The organism is Providencia lanzhouensis, assembly GCF_050469745.1.
GTDB lineage: Bacteria > Pseudomonadota > Gammaproteobacteria > Enterobacterales > Enterobacteriaceae > Providencia > Providencia lanzhouensis.
In genome coordinates this window covers 1841086-1864134 of the sequence record NZ_CP174123.1, presented here as the reverse complement: position 1 = coordinate 1864134, position 23049 = coordinate 1841086, and the positions used below count along the sequence as shown (strand labels likewise).

The following is a 23049-nucleotide window of genomic DNA, read 5'->3' as shown; positions in this document are numbered from 1 at the left end:
AAAGGAGTGATTATGAAAAACATTTTCTTAGCATCTATCTTTGGATTGCTATTTATTCTCACGGGTTGTGACAAATTAACCGAATTTACTATCAGTGAATCACAAATTAACAGTTACCTTGCGACCAAGGTTAAATACGAAAATAATATCGGTATTACTGGGTTTGCAGATGCGGATATCACCTTGCATAACTTGCAATCAGAAATTGGTCGTAGCGAGCCGGGCATTATTGCATTAAAAGGCGAAGCCACTGTCACAATGAATTCACTGCTTGGTGCTGCGGCGGCTGATATTGCACTGACCTTAACCGCGCGCCCTGTTTTTGATGCACAAACAGGCTCTATCTATTTGAAAGAGCTGAAAATTACCCAATATAAAATTACACCAGAAAATATGGAAACCGCCATTTCCGTGGTGATCCCGTATTTAAATAGCTCCCTTGATACCTTCTTCGCGACTCAGCCTGTTTACGTGCTCAACCCAGATAACAGCGCCGCAGAAGCGACTGCGAAAAAACTCGCTAAAGGTTTAGAAATCAAGCCGGGTAAATTAGTTATTCCAATGGTTGATTAATTGACCATAAATATTTTTGATTGATAAATTGATAATCTAAAAATGAAAAAAAGCAACCTTTCTGATAGGTTGCTTTTTTATTGGAATGCCATTTATCTTTAATACTAAAAAGTCACTCGTAATAACTCGTTTTGTATTCAAAATCGAATTTTTCTACCCGTCCATCACTGTATGTCACCACACTGGTACATACTGTTGGGTTTTTATGATCATCATAATGGGTGCATTTTTGAATAATGTCGACAAACGGTTGCTGATTTTTCGTCGTATGAAACAGAATTTTAGTGACTAAGCCATTAGTGAAAAAGTATTCGTTTTTTGTATTAATGACTTCGTTCTCATTGAAATACGTCGTTTCTATCGGTAACGAATTTTCACCATAAACAAATGTCGCTATCTCTTTCTTCCCTTGAGTGATCTTATTAACAAGACCATCACGATAATAATATTTCCAATCTTGCAGTTCTCCGGTTTGTAAATTACACATCTTATCGATGCCATAACCTTTGAATTTTTGTTTATCGACTAAGTAATAAAGTTGCTTAAATTTTCTGACAATCACAAACGCTGTTTCACTGTCTCTATTGTAATAACTTAAATTATTGAGACAGCCATGGAGATTAAAAGACACAGTCACTCTTTTGCTGAGCCCTTTCTCATCGTTCATGATTTGCGTTAATTCTTTTACTTTTCCGTAAAGCGGGTCAAATTGAAATTCCGTGCTGTAATTAACCATGCGTTTATTATAGCTAGGCAGATCATTATCCACTTGTGCCAGTGCTAACGGTGAAATAAAGAGCAACATTAAGCCGTGAAGTTTTGTCGAGGTCATCGTGTCTATCCCTTTAACCTATGATGAGAGAAGACAGTTCAGCGCCTATCTTCTCTCAATCATCAGCCTTTAAGTGACGCTGTCACTTATTCATCATCACTCTCTGAGTCAGATTCTAACTCATCACGCAGTGCAATGACGGCATCGCGGGTAATTTGCGCTAATGTACGGTAAAACGGCGTTGTCGCGTGAGCTTCAACTTTCCCCAGAAATGCGCCATACCAGCTAAGGATATAGCTGTCGAATAGCTCTTCCTGCGCAGCGGTTTCGTCTTCAGCAGCTTGGTCTTCTAACCATGATGCGGCTAACAGTAACGCACCAAATGCATCCGTTGGAGCATCGGTTAAGGTCATTCCACGAGTCACAAGAAATTCGCGAATTTCCGCTTCAGTGATTTCTTCATCATAACGGTGAGCAAAAGGTGGAACTGTTGGTTCACCACCAAACATCGATTGATAATCCGCCGTGATAGCCTTGTGATCAACTGCCTTCGCCATTCTTGCCCACAGCTCATCTTGCTCCAACGGCCATGAGGCTTTGAGCTTATCTTGAGCAATCATATCGATAAGAGGCTTCACAAGCGCATCGTCCGGAGAGCGTTGAAATAAGGTACCTAAAATGCGGCAGACGATTGAGAATTCATTCATGGGTTTCTTCCTGTTGACGATTTTCCTGCAATCACTTTTTCGTGATCATGATGCGATGCAGTATACCTGAAAAAACAGAAAACCCACGCTTTGAGCAATACCATATATGACATAGTCCTATATATGGCGCTGATAGTCGCTAATGATGATTTCTTAAATAAAAAATAATTCGCTCTGTGCATAAATATAGCGAATATTTCCCTAACGAGTTTTTGTTGTCAACTAGGCGGCAAGAAAGCACATCCCTAGGAGCATACACAAGTATGTAACTAGGGTGTGCTGACGCAGCCAACAACGTGATGGCTAAAGCTAGAGCGGGAAACTAATAACCTTGCTGTAAACTAACCACTCCTTCTGGCTGCTCGCCCTTTTCAATCCGCTGAATATTACTCGCAATCATATCCATCGCTTCATTCGGCAACGTAAACGCCGCAACGTGTGGCGTAATGGCGATACGTGGATGTGTCCAGAATGGGTGCATGTGTGGCAGTGGCTCAGTGGCAAAAACATCGAGAGACGCCCCTGCAACTTGCCCTTTTTCTAATGCTTCCAGCAAGTCTTGCTCGATTAAGTGCGCACCTCGGGCGAGGTTAATAATATAGGCGTTTTGCTCAAGCTGGCTGAATAATTGATGATTTAAAATACCCACCGTTTCTGGGGTGCTTGGCAGCAGGTTCACAATCGCGCGGGTTCCTGATAAGAAATCCGCTAACTGGTCTTGCCCATAGTAACTTTTCACATTTGGGATCTGCTTTTCTGAGCGACTCCACGTTCTGACTTTAAGACCAAAACTGGCTAAGCGTTTTGCCACGGCTTGACCTAACGCCCCTGCGCCCATCACGCCCACCACAAACTGGTCATGGGTGTAAGCTGGCAGTTGTTTCCATTGACGCTGGGATTGTAACTGACGGTACTCATCCATACGACGGAAGTAATACAAGACTTTTGCAGCGGCATACTCTTCCATTTGGATAGCCATACCCGTGTCTTCTAAGCGCATCAGCGGGACGCCAGCAGGCAATGTACCCGGATTATCTTGCTCTTGCTTTAGAATCGCATCCACCCCCGCGCCTAATGCGAAGATTCCTTTTAAGTCTTGGCGACCCGCAAGGCACTCATAAGGAGGAAGCCATACCATGGCATAATCTGCCTGTTGGGTATCTCCCGGCTTCCATTGGCGAATATTGGCTTGAGGCAATCGAGCACGCATGCCATCAATCCACTGATTGGCATCAAAAAATGGATGGTAAAATAAAATATTCATGGCAACTCCTTATAGGTTTCCACCAGAGTGTGCGTAATGGTGTTTATTTTCAAGTCAATACCCCATATTTATATCCATAAGATGAGGATTTTGTTAAGGAGTTAACGGAATCTGGATTAATTACTTGAAGTTTAAATAAACAATTTATTATCAATTTCTAATCAACCGTAATTTATTAAGATTAGAGAGTAACCAAATTGGTTTTTATTTAGCTAAACGATAGAAAAAAGTGGATTTTTATTTAATTGGGAGTTGACGGAAGGCGCTCTTTTCCCTATAGTAGCGCCCCGTTGAAGGACAAGTTATTTATAACAAATTCTACAACCACAATTTAGAAAAACGGTGAGGTGTCCGAGAGGCTGAAGGAGCACGCCTGGAAAGTGTGTATACGGCAACGTATCGAGGGTTCGAATCCCTCCCTCACCGCCATTTCTAATCTAAGTTATTCTTCCTTAAGTAATTTCTCGTTTATCTTCCCAGAACCATCGATTTTATCAATCCCAACGCCTTGCGCATGATATTCACGACTGATTTCTTCCCATAACTCTGCGTTTTCTACACCTGCGGCTTTCGGATCAAACACCGGATCAACCCCTAATTTAGTTTGTCTTTCAAAATCACGTAACGCTCTTAAAGCGGGTTTCGATAAAAAGACAATCGCAATCAAGTTTAAGTAGCTCATACTGCCGAAGCCGATATCACCCAGTCCCCACATAATACTGACTGATTGCACGCTGCCCATAAAGACAATCACTAGGAAGACAAATTTCAAAATCAGCTTCAACACAGGGTATTTAAGCTTACGGTCAAGATAAACAATGGTGGTTTCTGCAATATAGTAGTAAGCCATAAGCGTTGTGAAGGCGAACAAGAATACCGCGATAGAGACAAACCCCGCACCCGCCGATGTAAATACCGTAGAAACTGCCATTTGAGTCCATGCAGTTCCTGCTGCCACACCTGGCACATACTCCACAAGGGCAGTCGCTGAACCATCAGGGAAAACGTTGTACATATTGGTGACTAAAATCATCAGTCCCGATGCTGTACACACAACCACGGTGTCGATATAGATAGAGAATGCTTGGATAAGCCCCTGTTTGACCGGATGGCTAACTTCTGCTGCTGCCGAACTGAACGTCGCTTCACCGGCTCCTGCCACGTTTGAAAACACGGCACGACGCACGCCCCAAGACACCGCGGTTCCCACGATCCCACCGAATACCGCATCCATTCCCATCGCACTGCGGAAAATTAAGCTGAACATGCCAGGTACGCTATCCCAATGGCTGCCCAGAATAATCACCATCATCACGATATAAGCTAATGCCATGATAGGAACAATTTTATCGGCTGCGCTCGCAATACGTTTCACGCCACCAAAAATTAACCACGCCATTAATACCGTCACTAATGCACCTGTTGCCATTGGTGGAATATTAAATGCCGTTTGGAACGAATCCGCGATGGTATTGGCTTGAATACCCGGTACCAACACACCGTAAGATAAACAGATCACTGCCGCAACAAAGATAGCAAAAGGCTTTAATTTCAATCCTTTTTCAATATAGTACGGTGAACCACCACGATATTGATCATCTGAGCGCTGCTTATAAATTTGCGCCAGTGTAGACTCAATAAAGGCGCTCGCGCCTCCAAGTAAGCCCATGACCACCATCCAGAAAATTGCGCCGGGACCACCTGCCGCAATTGCTGTTGCTACCCCTGCAATGTTACCGACCCCAACACGCCCCGATAATGCTAAACAGAAGGCTTGGAATGAGGAAATCCCGTCTTTTGATGCTTTATTTTCTTTTAATAAACAGACCATTTTGACGATGTAACGAAACTGAACACCGCGTGTTGCTAATGTGAAATAGAGACCGACACCCAGAGATAAGAATACGAGAGCATTACCCCAGATGTAACCAACGATGGTATTAACGATGGCTTCCATATGTACTCCTCGACTATTGTAATTGTATTTGTGTATTTGCAAGGGTCGAAACCTGAACCCCGCAAGGTTCAGGTCTATGTCATTTTACTGATTGATAAACCAGATAACTTTCGTTTGGGTGTATTGCTCAAAGGCTTCTAAGCCGTTGTCTTTTCCACCAAAACCTGACTGACGGAAACCACCAAATGGCGTGGTGATATTACCTTCGCTAAATCCGTTGACGGACACCGTCCCCGCATTGATACGACGTGCAATATTCATCACTCGATGGACATTTTGGCTATAAAACGATGCAGCCAATCCGTAGTGAGTGTCATTGGCTAAATTGACCGCCTCGTCATCGGTTTTAAACGATGTGACGGCTAAAATGGGACCAAAAACTTCATGTCGAAAGAGAGACATTTCTGGCGTAACAGCATCAAAGATAGTCGGTTCGATATACCAACCTGAGCCGAGATCACTGCGTATTTTTCCTCCTGTCACCAATTTTCCACCTTCTTTAACGGTGGTATCTAAAAACGATTTCACTTTTTCAAAATGCGCCTGTTCAATCATTGGGCCAATAGAAACTCCTGCCTCGCGAGGGTCTCCCACTTGCCATGTTGATGTCGCCGCAGTTAACTTTTCGAGTAAGGTTTTTTTGACATTTTCATGCACAATTAAGCGAGAGCCACAGCTACAGTTTTCGCTCATATTCCAGAACGCTGCCGCCATAATATGTGGAATAGCCGCATCTAAGTCCGCATCCTCAAACACCACTTGCGGGCTTTTCCCGCCGCATTCCAAGACAATCTCTTTTAGGTTACTTTCCGCGGAGTATTTCAGGAATAAACGCCCCACTTCGGTTGAACCAGTAAACGACACCACATCCACATCAGGATGGCGTCCTAAGGCTTCCCCGACTTTCTCACCTAGTCCACACACTAAACTTAACGCACCTTTAGGGACGCCAGCTTCATAAGCCAGTTCCACCATGCGGTAGGCACTCAAGGAAGTTAATTCTGCGGGTTTAACAATCACCGAGTTCCCGACCGCCAACGCCGGTGCCACTTTCCATGCAAACATTTGAGCAGGGAAGTTCCAAGGTAGAACTGCGCCCACAACCCCAATCGGCTCATGAACAATCAGCCCCATTTCTTGGCGACCCGTTGGCGCAATTTTTCCGAACAATTTATCGATAGCTTCCGCATACCAATAGAAGGTTTCCACCGTTGCGGGTAAGTCTGTGTGCAAACATTCCGTGATGGGTTTCCCCGCATCCACGCAGTCTAAGGCCGCCAGCTCTTCACTGTGCTTTTCAATTAACTGCGCCCAGCGCAGCATCACTTGCTTACGTTCTTGGGGAGATAACCCACTCCAGCACCCTTCTTCAAAGGTTTCTCGAGCAATATTTACGGCTGCATGAACATCTTGCGCGCTGCCATCCGCAATATAACCAATCGCGCTATTATCAATAGGCGTATAATTTTTGAGTTTGGCGCTACCACTTTGGTAGCCCGCAATTAAATTCCCCGCCCACAGTTGGCTCTGTTTTGCTCGCTCAAATATCTGCTCTTTGGTGATCAACATATGCAACCTCGCTATGGTTTGATCAGCGCAAGAAACTCATGACGTTCTTGCTGGCTAATATTTGACAGAGGCAAACGAACTGGCCCCACGTTAAAGGTGCCTTTTAAGCAACCTGCTTTGGCTTTTTGGTTATAATTACCTGACTCCATGGAATAAATGGCTGGGTAAATCTCTTGCATGATCTGCTTCGCCTTCGCCCAATCCCCTTTTTGCGATGCGTTAAAAATCGCCACTTGCTCGGCAGGGAAAACATTACCTGCACCGGCGATCCAGCTTTTCGAGCCCCAGAAGAAAAAGTCCACAGGTTGGTCATCACAGCCACAAATCACTTCAAAGTTTTTAAATGGTGTTTGTAACAGATGCAGAGCGCGGCTAAAGCTGCCACTGCTCTCTTTGATAGCGACGATATTGTCGATTTCAGCCAATCTCACCACGGTATCTAACTCAATTTCGATACCAATACGGGCTGGGAAGTTATACATAATGATTGGTAGCGAGGTGGATTTCGCCACCTTTTCGTAGTGAGCATAAACGCCGTTTTGATCCGGCAGGCTGTACGGAGGCGGCGACAGCATCAACCCTTCGTAGCCCAGTTCTTTCGCTTGTGCTGCGCGTTTAATTGCGCCCTCGGTAGATAAGTCATTAATCCCTGCGATCAGTGTCACACGCCCTTTGGCAATTTTACTGACCGTGGTTAATACGGTTTTACGTTCATCTTCATTTAATGCGTAATACTCACCCGTGGTGCCGCAGACAACTAACCCAGTCACACCACTGGCGATCAGTTTTTCGGTTAACTCTGCTAACGCCGTGATATTCAATGAAAGATCATCATGAAACGGAGTGACTAACGGAACAAGGATGCCATGAAAATTCATTATAATTCTCCTGAATTAAAGAAAGCGCTTTATCGAAAAAGGCGAGCAATCGAGCGGTGTCGGTTGCCCGTGGATCATGTTATTAACGATATCTGCGGTAATTGCCGCTTGTGTTAGCCCTAAGTGTTGATGCCCAAAAGCAAAAACATACGGACCTTTTTGGTCTATGACCGGTAAGGAATCTGAGATAGTGGGACGAAAACCCATCCATTCACTGGTATTCTGGCTATCCAATGGCATTTTTAGCATCGGGTTAGCTAACGGTAAAAAGTGACGAGCGCGCTGCATATTCGGTGGGCGTTTTAGTCCTGCATATTCCACCGTACCCGCAAGACGTAACCCACCGTTCATCGGCGTCATAATAAAGCGGCGATCCATACTGGAAATGGGAATTGATAAACGCCCTTTTTCATTTGGCAGCATCAAGTGATAACCGCGCTCCGTTTCTAACGGCACATTAATGCGGCTCACCATCTTCACTAACGATTTCGAAAATGCACCACCCGCAATCACCACTTTATCAGCGATAAATGTGCCTTGTGATGTGGTTAAATGAGCTTGGCTCGCCGATGACGAATCAATCGCCGTGACTTCACACTCAGTCAGGACTTTTCCCCCTAACTGTATGAATGCTTGAGTTAATCGCTCATGCATTAAGGCGAGATCCACCACATGTCCAGTCTCGGGATAGAACAATCCACCGATTTGGTTATTGGCAAGTTCAGGTTGCTGTGCCAACAGTTGGGATTGATCCCAGAATTGGTTATGCACCCCCATGCTATTTAAATACTCACCGTGGCGACGCAGTTTTTCGAGGGTCGACTGTTTCTCAGCCACCAGCAAAGAACCTTGGATTTTGACTAAATCCTCTAACTGCCACTGCTTAGAAAATGCCTGCCAAGAAGCCAATGATGCCCCATTGAGCATGGAGAGAACGTGGTGAATATGCATAAACGGTTTGTGGCGCATATTGCCCAACAATTTCAGTAACCATGGTGTGAGCGGCAATATATAACGCCAATCAATTCGCAATGCGCCTAACGGGTCGAGCAACATGCTAGGAATTGATTTCAAAACGGAGGGGTCAGCCACAGGAAAAACCTGCTCCGTGGCGATATGCCCTGCATTGCCAAATGAAGCACCAGATCCAATTTGGTTTTTGTCGACCAATAAAACGCCCGTGCCTTGATTCTGGACAGATAACGCAATACTGAGCCCGACAATGCCACCACCCACCACAATCACAGAATATTTGTTATCCATTGGCTTACCTCACTCCACCGTGATCCCAAAGCGGAACGGGTCGTTTTTATCGATCAACAAGGTATTTTCGCCGCTGATATAGGCATTTCCGCGAATAGTCGGGATGATGCCATTAGCATCTGCAATCTGATAGCTAGCTTGGAATTGGCTACCGATGACACTTGCCTGACGCCAAATTTTGCCTTCCGCGAGCTTGTTGTCTGCCGCAAGACACGCCAGCTTGGCACTTGTTCCCGTGCCACAAGGAGAACGGTCATAGGCACCGCCTGGGCATAAAACAAAACTTTGGCTATCCGCATCTTCGCAATGACCAAATAGTTCGATGTGGTCGATTTCTTGGTTATCTTTACCAAAAATACCTTGGTCAACGAGGGCTTGTTTGATTTTCAAACAGATTTCAGTCAGCGCCTTCGCGTTCCTATACTGGATAGCGAGTGGTGAATTTTCGACGAGGAAAAACCAGTTTCCTCCCCATGCAATATCCCCAGTCACTAGCCCAACCTCCGGCACGTTGACTTGGACGGCTTTGCGATAGCGGTATGCGTAGACGTTTTGAATGCTCACGCTACCATCTTCATGTAATTTAGCGGTCACATCCCCGACAGGGGTTTCAATTAAATGCTCCCCGTAACCTATGCGCCCTAAGTAATGCAATGATGCGACCAAACCAATGGTGCCGTGACCACACATACCTAAGTAGCCTTCGTTATTAAAGAAAATCACCCCGGCGGCAGCTTTCGGATTCACTGGTTTGCAAAGTAATGCGCCCACTAAAATGTCATTTCCACGTGGTTCTAAAATCGTTGTGCAGCGCCAATGATCATATTCCGTACGTAATTTTTGCAGGCGCGACGCCATGTCTGCATTCCCTAAATCAGGAAAACCCTCAATTACTAAACGTGTCGGTTCTCCTGCGGTATGAGAGTCAATGACTTCAATTTTCTTATATTTACTCTGCATCAGTTCATCCTTATTAATATCATTTGTTAATAGAATGCTTGATTTATGTAAACAACTCTTGATATCTTTCGAATCAACCCATGCGTATTTCTGCACAATTTAAAAACATTTCAGATAACTATTAAAATTAGTTGAATGCATTGGAGCGCAATATGATTGATTTAAATAAACTGTTGTTGATTAGTCAGGAAAACATGCTTTTTCCCGTAGATAATATTAATAATTTGTTAAATCATCTTGGGTTAGTGATGCCACTGATTAATACGCTTCCTAATGTGACTTTTTTCGTTAAAGACCGTAATGCCAAATACTTACTTGCCAATGAAAACTTGGCTAAACGGTGTAAAGTTGATCAACCAAATGGCGTAATAGGAAAAACTGCAGAAGATATCTTCCATGCAGATTTAGGCCAAAGTTATAGCTCTCAAGATTATTTGGTTATGCAGAAAAAAATCAGTGTTATCAATAAACTAGAATTACATCTCTATAAGGCAGGGTTATTAGGCTGGTGTTTAACAACCAAGGTGCCGATTTTTGATACTAAAAATCAGGTTATCGGTGTTGCGGGAATTTCGGTAGATTTGCAGGATGAAAAATCAGTGAGTCCAAAATTAAATGGTCAATTGGGACGCGTTGAACACTATATTAGTCAGCATTTTGATACTGCCATTAAAATAACGACTCTGGCTGAGATTTCAGGGTTGTCATTATCACAACTCAATCGTCAATTTAAAACGGTATTTCATATTACTCCCCAACAATATATTCAAAAGAAACGCCTTGAACACGCGATTGAATTATTAGAAGAAGACTATTCGATTACGGATATTTCCATTAAATGTGCCTACGCCGACCACAGCGCATTCTGCCGTAAATTTAAAGAACTCACTAATATGACCCCAAGCCAATTTAAACGCATGCGTTCTACTCTTAATCATAAGTGCAATAATAAAGCCACTCATGAATTGGATATGGCTTATTCTATTTAACCCTCAGAAAACGCGCATTTTCTTTAAAGGCTGCGCGTCTTTTCTTTTTTGAAACACGCGAACTTTTTTCTATCCATTCCCTCTAAATTCTCAGTTGCTCTTTTAGGAAGTAATCGTTGAGTCTCTTTTTGTTGTCACTATGAATCACTGTAACGATAAATTGCTGTCACGGTGAATAGTTATCACGATAAATAGTTGTAACAGTGAACTTAGGACAGCTCTTATTGCAGCTAAAACATAATCGCGTATTGATATAGCACTAAACTGCACACTATGCGGCATATTTTAAGGATGAGTGAATGACCATTTATGATCTGAAACCGAAGTTTCAGAATCTGTTACGCCCTATCGTTCGTCAGCTCTTTGAGGCGGGAATTACAGCCAACCAAGTCACCCTCGCAGCATTAGGGTTATCCATTATCGTTGGTGCGCTATTAGCCATTTTCCCTAGCCCTTATTTGTTTATCCTGCTGCCGTTTGTCCTTTTCATTCGCATGGCGCTCAATGCTATTGATGGCATGCTGGCACGTGAACATAACCAAAAAAGTCACCTTGGAGCAATGCTAAATGAGTTAGGCGACGTCATTTCTGATGTTGCCTTATACCTGCCTTTCGTGCTGATTTTCCCGCATGCATTTTGGTGGATTTTACTGATCCTATTCCTCAGCGTTTTGACTGAATTTATCGGCGTCATTGCTCAAGCGATTGGCGCATCTCGGCGTTATGATGGTCCCGTAGGCAAAAGCGATCGTGCTTTTGTTTTTGGCGCGCTCGGGTTGTTTGTCTGTATTTTTCCGCAACTGATGACCGCAAGTTGGATCAATATCCTGTTTGTCATCTTTGCCTTGCTGTTGTCCTATACCTGCTATAACCGTATTCGCCGCGCACTGACTGAATTAAGTGCAGTATCGGAAAATAATTAAGGAATAATTATGAACGCTCAAACTGACTATTCGACTCAGCGTCCTGTTGTCGAATCTCAATTTACCACCAGTGATCATACCAATTTGTTTTATCGTTATTGGCCAACTGAACAAATCACCGATAAAGCCATTATTCTGTTTCACCGTGGTCATGAGCACTCTGGTCGTGTTGCGCATTTAGTGGATGAGTTGAACCTCCCTGATTTTGCTATGTTTGCATGGGATGCTCGTGGACACGGTCGTAATGAGGGTCCGCGTGGCTACAGCCCATCGCTAGGTACTTCCATCCGCGATGTGGATGAATTTGTCCATTACGTATCAGAGCAATATCAGATCCCATTCGAAAACATTATTGTTATTGGTCAAAGTGTCGGCGCCGTTTTGGTCTCTACGTGGGTGCATGACTATGCGCCTAAAATCCGAGGTATGGTGTTAGCCTCACCTGCATTTAAGGTCAAACTGTACGTCCCATTTGCCCGTACAGGCTTAGGGTTAATGCAAAAAATTCGCGGTTTGTTCTACGTGAATTCTTATGTAAAAGCCAAGTTTTTAACCCACGATGAGCAGCGTATCCACTCGTTTAACAATGACCCACTGATCACGCGCCCAATTGCCGTGAATATTCTTTTGGAACTGTATACCACCGCAGACCGGGTGGTAGCGGATGCCGCGGCCATCACTTTGCCAACTCAGTTGTTTATTTCTGGTAGTGACTATGTGGTACACCATAAACCACAGCATCAATTTTATGAGCGCCTAAATACCTCAATTAAAGAGAAGCATATTCTTCCTGGTTTTTATCACGACACATTAGGTGAAAAAGAACGCCATATTCCTATCGAAATGATCCGCCAGTTTGTTGATAAATTATTCACTCTGCCACTGTATCAACATGATTATCAGTTCGAAGATACCTGGAGCACCAGTGCTGACGCATTCCGCTCATTGAGTGTGCCACTGCCTAAATACTGCCCGAAAAACCTTGCTTATAAAATCATGAGCAAATCGATGAGCACATTAGGCAAAGCATCTGAAGGTGTACGTATCGGCTACGATAAGGGTTTTGATTCCGGCTCTACCCTCGATTATGTCTATCGCAACGAGGCGCAAGGTTCCGGTCTATTTGGCCGTATTATCGATAGGCAGTACCTCAACAGTATTGGCTGGCAAGGGATCCGCCAGCGTAAAGTCAATATTGAAAACATTATTCGCCAAGCTATTCGTGAACTGACTAATAACGGGAAGCCTGTTCGCATTATGGATATTGCCGCGGGTCAAGGTCGCTACATTTTTGATGCCATTAATGACTACGGAAAAGTCGATTCCGTTCTACTGCGCGACTACAGCCCAATTAACGTTGAGCAAGGGCGTTTACATATCAAAGAGCGTTACTTGGATGATAAAGTTCGCTTTGAAGAAGGTAACGCATTTGATGCAGACGATCTCGCGGCAGTTTCTCCTGCGCCGACGTTGGGAATTGTCAGCGGTCTATATGAGCTTTTCCCAAGCAATGAGCTGATCCGCGCTTCCCTTGATGGGCTTTCTCGTGCCATTCCATCTGGTGGTCTACTCGTCTATACCTGCCAGCCGTGGCACCCACAAGTTGAAATGATCGCCCGAGTACTGCCAAGTCACCAAGGTGGACAAGCGTGGGTAATGCGCTGCCGCAGCCAAGGCGAAATGGATGCTTTAGTCGAAGAAGCTGGCTTCGAAAAAATCACGCAGTCCATCGATAACTGGGGCATTTTTAGTGTTTCCCTTGCAAGGCGTCGTTAATAATTTATCTTTTTAACCAACAGGTTATTGGTATCATTATCAATAACCTGTATTTTTATCTGCTCAGCTCTCATTTAGCCTGCAAATAGCTCACTTGGCTTGCAGATGACTGATTGATGTACCTTCAGTGCATCGAGAGGCGATTAATAAGGATAGGAACCGAACCCATGCTCCATTTAGCCCAAGATACGCGCCCGACATCACGACGCCAGATTTGGCTCTATGGGTTAGTTTGGTTGCTATTTTTAGCCCCTTTTTTCTTTTTAACCTATGGGCAAGTCAATAATTACACCGCGACACTGCCTAATGTGCCTTCTTATGTATACGGATGGGAAACACACATTCCATTTTTGCCATGGACCATTATCCCCTATTGGAGCATCGACCTGTTCTATGGGCTTTCCTTGTTTGTCTGTGTTACCCGCCGTGAGCAATGCATCCATGGTTTGCGTTTAGTTGCAGCCTCCCTCATCGCCTGTACCGGCTTTTTACTTTTTCCACTTAAGTTCAGCTTTCCTCGCCCTGAAACCAATGGGGCATTCGGCTGGATGTTCGATAGCTTAGAGCTGTTTGACTTACCTTATAACCAAGCCCCTTCACTGCATATTATTTTACTGTGGTTACTATGGTTACGCTTCCGAGCACATACTCCAACTCAATGGCGCTGGTTACTGCACAGTTGGTCAATCCTTATTTTGATCTCCGTTCTCACCACATGGCAGCATCACTTTATCGATGTGATCACTGGCTTCGCCATTGGTGTCATCATCAGCTACTTGTTACCCATTAACACTCGCTGGCAATGGCGCTATACCGGTAGCCCTCGTAGCCTGAAAATAGCAACAAACTATGGAGTCGGCGCTATCGCCTGCTATGCTCTCGCCTTTCTCGTGCAAGGTGCAACATGGTGGCTCCTATGGCCTGCAATCGCCTTAACTTTCGTCACACTAGGCTATTTAGGTGCTGGTGCTTCGATATTCCAGAAAACAGCCTCTGGGCAGGTTTCTCCTTCTGCCACATTAGTTTTACTTCCTTATCGCCTGATCGCTTGGGGTACCTATCATTACTATGCCAAGCGCTGCCAGCAACCTAGTATTGTGAACGAAAAAATAGTTTTGGGAGGACGCCCGTTATATCCACTGCAAACTCAAGCCGTTCTCGATATGACTTGCGAGTGGCCTCGCAATAACTACAGCCAAGGTAAAAATTATTGTAGTCAGCCACAGATTGATTTGTTACCTCTAAGCCCCGAGGATATTGAGAAAGCCGTTATGACCATGGATAGACTCGCCCAAAGTGGTTCGGTGTATGTTCACTGTAAGTTAGGCTATTCCCGTAGTGCGACGGTTGTAGTGGCTTGGATGGTACATCAAAATATGGCGGAAAATATCGATGAGGCAATCGCTCATGTGGAACAAGTTCGCCCTCAGGTGATTTTAAATTCAGCGACTGTTGAACAGTTACATCACTGGTATCAGCAATTTCATATACGGAGAACACAGCAATGAGTTCATTGATGGATAAAAACCGTGGAGATGTGATTGTGGTATTCACCGCAAGTTGGCGCTATTTTGCCGTAGGTGCCATCCTCGCGTTATTGGGTCAATTCGCTTTACTGCTTCATGATTCAATCTCACATTTTAGCCTCGCGGTGAGTGTCGGGCTATTTTTTGCCAGCCAATACTTCATTTTCCGCCTATGGCTTGACCATCATTTCTTCAGGCTAATTTATCGCCAGGGTGATACCCAAGCCTTTGATAATGCTCTCGGACTCTTATTTCCTCAATCCTCTAGAAACCCAAATAGGGAAAACCGAAGCATGGAAAGTCGCTGGGAAGGCACTCGCAAATTATTTCAGCGTACCAGTTATTGCGTGGTTCTCTTGTGGGGATGGTTATTATTTTCGCTTATTTTTTAGTTTGTTTTGGGTGGTATTTAAGTAAACGGTAAATTGACTATTAATTAATTATCACACCTTTTAAATTGCTGTTTAAAATAGCAAATCGATAGTTAATAATTATTTTAAATACGTTTAATGATATTTAACGGAGTAAATAACGCTTTTTTACTTTTGATACTGAAAACGTTATGATAATTGTAGTTTCATTGATAAATAACACATTTTTTTGATTCAGTTAGGCGTATCCTCATACCTTCATTTCGTTTATTTTTCACCCTGTTATTTTGGTAGGGTTTTAATGAGTACAAAAAATATTAATAGATTGCGTCCTTTTAGCGCATTGATTGATTCCTGTTGGAAAGAGAAATACACCGCAGCCCGATTTATGAAGGATTTAATTGCGGGTATTACCGTTGGGATTATTGCAATTCCACTGGCTATGGCACTCGCTATAGCCAGTGGTGTTCCACCTCAATATGGTCTTTACACCGCTGCCATTGCGGGGATTGTCATTGCAATTTCGGGTGGTTCCCGTTACAGCGTTTCTGGTCCAACTGCGGCCTTTGTGGTTATCTTATACCCCGTATCCCAACAATACGGGCTTAGTGGCTTATTAGTCGCGACATTGATGTCAGGGATTATCTTGCTGGCGATGGGTTTTGCTCGCTTCGGTAAATTTATCGAATATATTCCTGTATCCGTCACGCTTGGCTTCACGTCGGGGATTGCGATTACGATTGCGACCATGCAAATCAAAGATTTTTTTGGTCTGCACATGGAGCATGTTCCTGAAAACTATGTCGATAAAGTGATTGCGCTGTCTAAAGCATTTCCAACCCTACAATACAGTGACACCTTGATTGGGCTTGCGACTTTATTAGTGCTGGTTTTCTGGCCTAAACTCAAAGTTCGCCTACCGGGACACTTGCCTGCAATTATTGTCGGCACCCTGATCATGTGGGTGCTAACCCTGTTTGATATTCAGGTAGAAACTATCGGTTCTAAATTTAGCTATTTATTACCGGATGGAACTCAAGGTAACGGTATTCCGCCTATTCTGCCGCAGTTTATGTTGCCTTGGGAGTTACCGGGTAGTGCGCCCATCAGTTGGTCGATGATCACCGCATTGATGCCTGCCGCTTTGTCAATGGCTGTTCTTGGTGCAATTGAATCCCTATTGTGTGCCGTCGTGCTCGACAACATGACGGGGAAAAAACACCATTCCAATAGTGAGCTTATTGGTCAGGGATTAGGGAATATTGCCGCCCCATTCTTTGGAGGGATCACCGCAACCGCGGCGATTGCCCGTTCGGCTGCAAACGTCCGCGCTGGTGCAACATCCCCTATATCGGCTATTGTGCACTCTATTTTAGTATTGCTGACCTTGCTTATTCTTGCACCATTGCTCTCCTATTTACCGCTCGCTGCTATGTCCTCACTGCTACTAATTGTGGCGTGGAATATGAGTGCCGCTGGCAAAGTGTTTACGTTGATCCGCCGCGCGCCAAAAGATGACATTATTGTTTTACTGCTGTGTATGTCATTGACTGTCCTATTTGACATGGTTATTGCTATCACTGTCGGAATTGTTATCGCATCACTGCTGTTTATGCGCCGAATTGCCAATATGACACGAGTAACCCAACTACCAGAGACTCAAGAAGATAAAAGCCTGCTGGTTGTGCGAGTGAATGGTCCTCTATTCTTTGCTGCCGCAGAGCGTATTTTTGATGAACTACGGATAAAAAGTCACGGTTATGAAACAATTGTGATGCAGTGGGATGCCGTACCTGTATTTGATGCAGGGGGGCTAGAAGCTTTCCATAAATTTATTGATATCGTTCGTAAAGACACCCACATTATTGTGTGCGATATTCCATTCCAACCACTGAAAACATTAGCGCGTGCCAATGTTCGTCCGATTGATGGCGTGCTTAGCTTCCAAAATTCACTGAAAAGTGCATTAGAAGAAGTTCATCAGATCCAGGAAAATAAAAAGCAGCTTCAGTCATAACAGTGCTACCGTGTTATTAACTTAACGCTGACAATAAAAATGCCGCACTGACTTAACAAGGGCGGCATTTTTAATTCCATCATGTACGCTAAAAATCAGTAACAGTACATTTCATTACCTTCGGTTTTACCTAATTCACAAGCCATCGCACGGAGTTTTGTCGCTTTCTGCTCGTCATCTCTGACTGCACCATTGTTACCATCATTAAATTGAAATGAAGCCATACCTTCTGCAAAGCCAGCGAAGGTTAATGCATCGGCTTTCGCAAACCATTCCAAGGCTTTTTTCTCATCTTGTGGCACCCCATTACCATCATAATAAATGATGCCTAACCATAAAGGCGCATTAAAATAATCTTTATCATTTAACGCACTGACTTCCTCAAGTAGCGTAATGGCGCGCGGGTAATCAACATCACCTGACTCAGGTGTAATCAACGTTTCTGCTAAACTTATCTTCCCTCGAATACTCCCACCAGCAACGGCTTTAGTCGCATATTCACGGGCTTTGACAAATTCCTCAGTAAACGTTCTGTCCCCACTAATTAACGTAATATCCGCCAATAATGAATACGCATCTGCATTGCCTGCTTGTGCTGACTTCTCTGCCCATAACTTGGCATTGTTTTGGTTTTGTAATACACCAATTCCCGACAAATACATTCCAGCTAATTCATATTGCGCTTTAGCGTCATTGTTTTGAGCCGCTGTTTTGGTCTGTTCAAATATTTTCTTATCTTCAGGCGTAATATCGTATTGCGCCATTGCATGTAGTGAGAACATTAAACCCACCGCGCCTAAGCAAAATTGGCGGCTGGTATTTTTAATAACAGAGAGAATTGGGTACATAGGTGCCTTATTATTATTTATAAAAGTGAATTCGTATGAATAAATGATATTTTTAAAACGGTTCTTGAAACGCTATAACGCAGAGCCTTGCCCACCATTAGCGAGCAAATACTGGTACAAACTGTTCATGCCTACCCAACGATTTTCACACCATTGTGGGGCTAATAGAGTCGGTTTTCTCGCACTGGCACTGATACGATGGTACAGAATATCCGTTGGCGTATGGCGGATCATCTCCCCCGCAGTTGCGGTATATTCTTCTAAAGATAGGGTGTCTATGCGACCCACTCGCCAACTTTTTGCCATAATGCTGCCCTCAACAATATGCAGTGGATGCAGTTTTATACCGTCTGTACCACACGCCAAAACCGCCTCTAACGTCTGCATATTCATTGCCGCATTTTCATTTGGCAGGCCGCAAATCAAATGAGTACAAACCTTGAGTCCCAGCGCACGGGCTTTTTGGGTGGTCGCTTGATAGGCAGCAAAATCATGACCGCGATTAATACGGTGCAATGTTTTGTCGTGAGCAGTTTGTAAGCCAAGTTCTAGCCAAATCTCATAACCTTGCTGGCGATAATCCGCCAGTAAAGATAACACCGCGTCAGGCACACAATCAGGGCGAGTGCCTACGCATAAGCCAACCATATCGGCCTGTTGCAGCGCTTCTTCATACAGCTGTTTTAAACGATGTACTTCGTCGTATGTACTGGTATAGGCTTGGAAATACGCCAAATAGCGATTGGCTCGAGAGATTCGGGAAATTTGTTGCTGGATTTGAAGGGTAATGGGTTGTTCAGACTGTTTTTCATCACTGAAGGATGACACATTACAAAAGGTGCAGCCACCTCGCCCCAACGTGCCATCACGGTTTGGGCAGCTAAAGCCACCATGTAAGGTGACTTTATGAATTTTTTCACCATATCGGCGCTGGAGATCAGCGCCGAACATGGAAACAACATCATTTAATTGCATTTGAAGCGCTAATTAGCTGTTGGTGTCCAACGCAGGGAAGCTTTTTACAACTTCGTCAATGGCTTTAACTTGTTGTAAGAATGGCTCTAATTTATTTAATGGTAATGCAGAAGGACCATCACAACGTGCGTTATCTGGATCTGGGTGAGCTTCAAGGAACAGACCTGCTAACCCTACCGCCATTCCCGCTCTTGCCAGTTCAGCAACTTGTCCACGACGACCACCTGATGCAGCGCCAAATGGGTCACGGCATTGCAGTGAGTGTGTTACGTCAAAAATAACTGGGCAGCCGTTAGAGGCTTGCATCATGACATTAAAACCAAGCATATCAACCACTAGGTTGTCATAGCCAAAGTTTGCACCGCGGTCACACAGGATAATTTTATCGTTACCACCTTCGATAAATTTCTCAACGATGTTGCCGATTTGTCCCGGGCTGATGAACTGAGGTTTTTTGATGTTAATAACCGCATCAGTTTTCGCCATTGCAGCAACTAAGTCAGTTTGACGCGCTAAGAATGCTGGCAGTTGGATAACATCCACCACTTCAGCAGCTGGCTGAGCTTGCTCTGGAGTATGAACATCGGTAATGATTTTCACACCAAAAGTCTGTTTGATTTCTTGGAAGATTTTCAGCCCCTCTTCCAAGCCCGGTCCACGATAAGAGTGAATAGATGATCGGTTAGCTTTATCAAAAGAGGCTTTAAATACATACGGAATGCCTAATTTTTGTGTCACAGTGACATAATGCTCACACACTTTCATCGCCATATCGCGAGATTCAAGTACGTTCATGCCACCAAACAGAACAAATGGCAGATCGTTTGCGACCTTAATATCACCGATACTGACTACTTTCTGTTGCATACTCTTACCCTTTATAGGAAGACAAAAACTGTCTATACGTTAATCAATGCAGTACAACTGGAAGGTTATCCAGCGAATAAATTTGAATTTTAATCATTTCCGACACAGGGTCTTCTGGGCAATGCTCAACAAAATAGTTAAGGTCACTCAGCGCCACATGGTTACAATCTAAATGCGCGAGGATAAGCCCTCGGTCGCGGATTTCATAAGGGTCTTCAGGATCGAGGATCAGCAATGTCTCACAGACTTTTAATGCCATCTCCATTTTTTTCTCTTCCATCAGCGCCGCTTTTAGTGTGTCGAAAATTTTGCGAACAATAACGCTATGTTCAGCCACGTCCAATTCATCAAAGATGAATTCCGAGTATGGGTCAACAGTTCCTTTTAGCCACATAGTTAGTGTGTGTTGGGATAAGGTTTCACCGCTAACAGGGTTAATAAACCACTGAGAACCATCTCGTTTTGTCGAGACAAAAAGTAATTGAGTCGGGAAAATTGCAGCTTCAATCTCTAAATCGAGCTGTTCAGCAATAAATAAGAAAATTGAGCCAAGAGAGACTGGAGTACCTTGCTTAGAGGCTAAAACCTTATCCAGCCACAGCATATCAGATAGCGCGTAAACACCGTGCGCCGCACCAAATTTCCACTCACTATAAAACAGTGCAATCAGCTGTTCTATCTTTGACTGGTTATCCGCCGTCAAATCTATCGCTGCACGCGCTTTAGTGACTAAATCATCTAATTGCGTTTGTACCTGCATAAAGGGAAAATCGGCGCGAATGATGTTAGAAACCATCATAATGCCTTCACTTAACGGTAGCTGATTAAACTCAATATTTGCTATTGTTTTCATTACAATTCCACTGCAATTGCCCGCTTAACCATTCCATTGGCCAAGGGAAATTCGCTCTTTACCACCATAATCCAGACAGGTCTCGACATTGGTGTACCCATTTTCATTAAACAGCTCTCGCACTGTTAAACCTTGCTGCCAACCATGCTCAAGCAGCAGCCACCCTTGTTGTTTTAGGTATTGTTTTGATGTGGCAATAATGTGTGCTAAATCTGAAAAACCATCCTCATCAGCAATCAACGCCGTTGATGGTTCAAAACGCACATCACCTTGACTCAAGTGAATATCACTCTCATCAATATAAGGTGGATTACTCACAATCATATCAAATAGTTCATTTGGTAGTGAAGTAAACCAATCACTTTGTGAGAACTGAATATTTGTAATGGATAGACGTTGTTGATTTCGTTGCGCTAACGCCACCGCATCGGGATTAAAATCCACGCCCGTTACGCGACTATTGGGTAACTCTGACGCCAAGGCTAACCCAATAGCCCCCGTTCCTGTGCCAAGATCCAAAATACGACACGCGTCTTGAGGAAGGCGTGCTAACGCTTGCTCAACAAGGCATTCGGTATCTGGACGCGGGATCAAGGTTGCGGGGGATACATATAGCGGCAGTGACCAGAACTCGCGTTCACCCACAATGTAGGCAATCGGCTCTCCTCGTTCACGACGGGCTAATAGCGCTTCTAATTGTTGCTGTTCGTGGGGAGTTAGTTCGGTTTCATCGAAAGCGAGGATGTAGGTACGACTGCGCCCTGTCGTATGCTGCAACAGGATCTGCGCATCTCGTTTAGCGCTATCACTGGCAGACAGTCTGACGACTGCCTGCTGTAACCATTCGCTATAACGCATTAGTCCTGCTCAGATAAAGCAGAAAGCTGATCAGCTTGATATTCGTTGATGATAGGCTGAATTAATGCATCCAGTTTTCCTTCCATCACTTCATCCAAACGGTACAGCGTGAGGTTGATACGGTGATCAGTGACTCGACCTTGTGGAAAATTATAAGTACGAATACGGTCAGAACGGTCACCGGAACCTAATAAGTTACGGCGTTCAGAGGCTTCCGCTGCATGGCGTTTATCCATTTCAGCTTGGCGAATACGTGCACCCAACACAGACATCGCTTTCGCTTTGTTTTTGTGTTGTGAACGTTCATCCTGACATTCAACCACAATCCCCGTTGGTAAGTGGGTAATACGAATTGCCGAATCGGTGGTGTTAACGTGCTGACCACCCGCGCCCGATGAACGGAATGTATCAATACGTAAGTCCGCTGGGCTAATTTCCGGTAATTCCGCTTCTGGCAGTTCAGGTAAAATAGCAATAGTACATGCGGAGGTATGAATACGGCCTTGTGATTCCGTCTCAGGAACACGTTGTACGCGGTGACCACCGGATTCAAACTTCAAGCGACCATATACGCTATCACCCGAAATTTTTGCGATAACTTCTTTGTATCCACCGTGCTCACCATCACTGGTGCTCATCAGTTCAACGCGCCAGCGGTTACTTTCCGCATAACGGCTGTACATACGGAATAAATCACCCGCAAAAATTGCCGCTTCATCGCCACCCGCGCCCGCGCGGATTTCCACAAAGCAGTTATATTCATCATCAGGATCTTTTGGAAGTAACAACAATTGCAATTGTTGCTCTAGCTCTTCATTGCGCTCTTTGGCTTCTTTTAACTCTTCTTGAGCCATCTCTTTCATTTCAGGGTCATCTAACAGCATTTGTGCTGTTTCGATATCATCCTGAACGGTGCGCCACGCAGTAAAACACTTCGCGACATCCGTTAACTGAGCATATTCTTTTGATAAAGCACGAAAACGGTCTTGATCAGCAATCACACCCGCATCAGCAAGGTGCGCTTCAATTTCTTCGTAGCGTTCTTGTAATGCTTCTAGTTTTGCGACAATAGAAGGCTTCATTCGTTATATCAGACCTATGAT

General features: G+C 44.2%; 21 protein-coding genes and 1 tRNA gene. 8 read left to right on the top strand and 14 right to left on the bottom strand.

The features are described 5' to 3' along the window. Positions 1 to 12: 12 nt before the first annotated feature. Positions 13 to 573, top strand: coding sequence for a lipoprotein (locus ACIH2S_RS08810; RefSeq protein WP_036954568.1), 561 nt, complete (start codon positions 13 to 15; stop codon positions 571 to 573). Between the two features lie 112 nt (positions 574 to 685). On the opposite strand, the gene ACIH2S_RS08805 is transcribed toward ACIH2S_RS08810, so the two are convergent. The 3 genes from ACIH2S_RS08805 to ghrA form a co-directional block, all read right to left on the bottom strand. After that, positions 686 to 1405, bottom strand: a complete 720-nt coding sequence (locus ACIH2S_RS08805) for a YnfC family lipoprotein (protein WP_272534116.1) — start codon at positions 1403 to 1405, stop codon at positions 686 to 688. 86 nt (positions 1406 to 1491) lie between these two features. Further along, a complete protein-coding gene (locus ACIH2S_RS08800) occupies positions 1492 to 2052 on the bottom strand; it encodes a TorD/DmsD family molecular chaperone (protein WP_108478201.1) in 561 nt (186 codons plus the stop codon). Between the two features lie 322 nt (positions 2053 to 2374). After that, positions 2375 to 3316 carry a glyoxylate/hydroxypyruvate reductase GhrA gene (ghrA, locus tag ACIH2S_RS08795; protein ID WP_108478202.1) on the bottom strand — a complete coding sequence of 314 codons (942 nt, stop codon included), beginning with the start codon at positions 3314 to 3316 and terminating at the stop codon, positions 2375 to 2377. A gap of 341 nt (positions 3317 to 3657) precedes the next feature. Here ghrA and ACIH2S_RS08790 point away from each other — a divergent pair. Then, a tRNA-Ser gene (locus tag ACIH2S_RS08790) sits at positions 3658 to 3745 on the top strand. A gap of 13 nt (positions 3746 to 3758) precedes the next feature. Here ACIH2S_RS08790 and ACIH2S_RS08785 read toward each other — a convergent pair. The 5 genes from ACIH2S_RS08785 to ACIH2S_RS08765 form a co-directional block, all read right to left on the bottom strand. Further along, positions 3759 to 5273 (bottom strand): alanine/glycine:cation symporter family protein, encoded by a 1515-nt coding sequence (locus tag ACIH2S_RS08785; protein WP_036954583.1) that lies wholly within the window; start codon positions 5271 to 5273, stop codon positions 3759 to 3761. Between the two features lie 84 nt (positions 5274 to 5357). Continuing rightward, positions 5358 to 6842, bottom strand: coding sequence for an aldehyde dehydrogenase (locus ACIH2S_RS08780; RefSeq protein ID WP_108478203.1), 1485 nt, complete (start codon positions 6840 to 6842; stop codon positions 5358 to 5360). 11 nt (positions 6843 to 6853) lie between these two features. Beyond that, the gene (gene dapA, locus ACIH2S_RS08775) at positions 6854 to 7720 is read right to left on the bottom strand and encodes a 4-hydroxy-tetrahydrodipicolinate synthase (protein WP_108478204.1); all 867 of its coding nucleotides are present in this window, start codon (positions 7718 to 7720) and stop codon (positions 6854 to 6856) included. 15 nt (positions 7721 to 7735) lie between these two features. Continuing rightward, positions 7736 to 8983 (bottom strand): NAD(P)/FAD-dependent oxidoreductase, encoded by a 1248-nt coding sequence (locus ACIH2S_RS08770; RefSeq protein WP_154599323.1) that lies wholly within the window; start codon positions 8981 to 8983, stop codon positions 7736 to 7738. Positions 8984 to 8992: 9 nt separating this feature from the next. Further along, positions 8993 to 9943 carry a 4-hydroxyproline epimerase gene (locus tag ACIH2S_RS08765; protein WP_108478206.1) on the bottom strand — a complete coding sequence of 317 codons (951 nt, stop codon included), beginning with the start codon at positions 9941 to 9943 and terminating at the stop codon, positions 8993 to 8995. Between the two features lie 152 nt (positions 9944 to 10095). On the opposite strand from ACIH2S_RS08765, the gene ACIH2S_RS08760 reads away from it, so the two are divergent. The 6 genes from ACIH2S_RS08760 (at position 10096) to dauA (ending at position 17545) form a co-directional block, all read left to right on the top strand. Continuing rightward, entirely contained in the window at positions 10096 to 10932 is an 837-nt protein-coding gene (locus tag ACIH2S_RS08760; protein ID WP_036954603.1) for an AraC family transcriptional regulator, read from the top strand. Positions 10933 to 11231: 299 nt separating this feature from the next. Continuing rightward, the gene (locus ACIH2S_RS08755) at positions 11232 to 11855 is read left to right on the top strand and encodes a CDP-alcohol phosphatidyltransferase family protein (RefSeq protein WP_036954608.1); all 624 of its coding nucleotides are present in this window, start codon (positions 11232 to 11234) and stop codon (positions 11853 to 11855) included. Positions 11856 to 11864: 9 nt separating this feature from the next. Further along, positions 11865 to 13631, top strand: a complete 1767-nt coding sequence (locus ACIH2S_RS08750; protein WP_430248496.1) for a bifunctional alpha/beta hydrolase/class I SAM-dependent methyltransferase — start codon at positions 11865 to 11867, stop codon at positions 13629 to 13631. 167 nt (positions 13632 to 13798) lie between these two features. Beyond that, positions 13799 to 15139, top strand: a complete 1341-nt coding sequence (locus tag ACIH2S_RS08745; protein ID WP_349487792.1) for a phosphatase PAP2/dual specificity phosphatase family protein — start codon at positions 13799 to 13801, stop codon at positions 15137 to 15139. Beyond that, a complete protein-coding gene (locus tag ACIH2S_RS08740; RefSeq protein ID WP_036954619.1) occupies positions 15136 to 15549 on the top strand; it encodes a hypothetical protein in 414 nt (137 codons plus the stop codon). The genes ACIH2S_RS08745 and ACIH2S_RS08740 overlap by 4 nt, the downstream gene beginning before the upstream one ends. Before the next feature lie 280 nt (positions 15550 to 15829). Then, positions 15830 to 17545, top strand: a complete 1716-nt coding sequence (gene dauA, locus ACIH2S_RS08735) for a C4-dicarboxylic acid transporter DauA (protein WP_108478208.1) — start codon at positions 15830 to 15832, stop codon at positions 17543 to 17545. A 95-nt stretch (positions 17546 to 17640) separates the two neighbouring features. Here dauA and ACIH2S_RS08730 read toward each other — a convergent pair whose 3' ends face one another. From ACIH2S_RS08730 to prfA, 6 genes are all read right to left on the bottom strand, one after another. Then, positions 17641 to 18393: a tetratricopeptide repeat protein gene (locus ACIH2S_RS08730; RefSeq protein WP_108478209.1), complete on the bottom strand. Its 753-nt coding sequence runs from the start codon at positions 18391 to 18393 to the stop codon at positions 17641 to 17643. Positions 18394 to 18465: 72 nt separating this feature from the next. Then, on the bottom strand, positions 18466 to 19368 hold the full coding sequence (locus ACIH2S_RS08725; RefSeq protein ID WP_108478210.1) for a TIGR01212 family radical SAM protein: 903 nt from the start codon (positions 19366 to 19368) through the stop codon (positions 18466 to 18468). 12 nt (positions 19369 to 19380) lie between these two features. After that, the gene (gene kdsA, locus ACIH2S_RS08720; protein ID WP_036954638.1) at positions 19381 to 20235 is read right to left on the bottom strand and encodes a 3-deoxy-8-phosphooctulonate synthase; all 855 of its coding nucleotides are present in this window, start codon (positions 20233 to 20235) and stop codon (positions 19381 to 19383) included. Positions 20236 to 20278: 43 nt separating this feature from the next. Further along, a complete protein-coding gene (locus ACIH2S_RS08715) occupies positions 20279 to 21088 on the bottom strand; it encodes a tetratricopeptide repeat protein (protein WP_036954641.1) in 810 nt (269 codons plus the stop codon). 24 nt (positions 21089 to 21112) lie between these two features. Next, a complete protein-coding gene (prmC, locus tag ACIH2S_RS08710) occupies positions 21113 to 21946 on the bottom strand; it encodes a peptide chain release factor N(5)-glutamine methyltransferase (protein WP_272534132.1) in 834 nt (277 codons plus the stop codon). Next, positions 21946 to 23028: a peptide chain release factor 1 gene (gene prfA / locus ACIH2S_RS08705; protein ID WP_036954647.1), complete on the bottom strand. Its 1083-nt coding sequence runs from the start codon at positions 23026 to 23028 to the stop codon at positions 21946 to 21948. Before prfA ends, prmC begins: the two co-directional genes overlap by 1 nt. Positions 23029 to 23049: the final 21 nt, after the last annotated feature.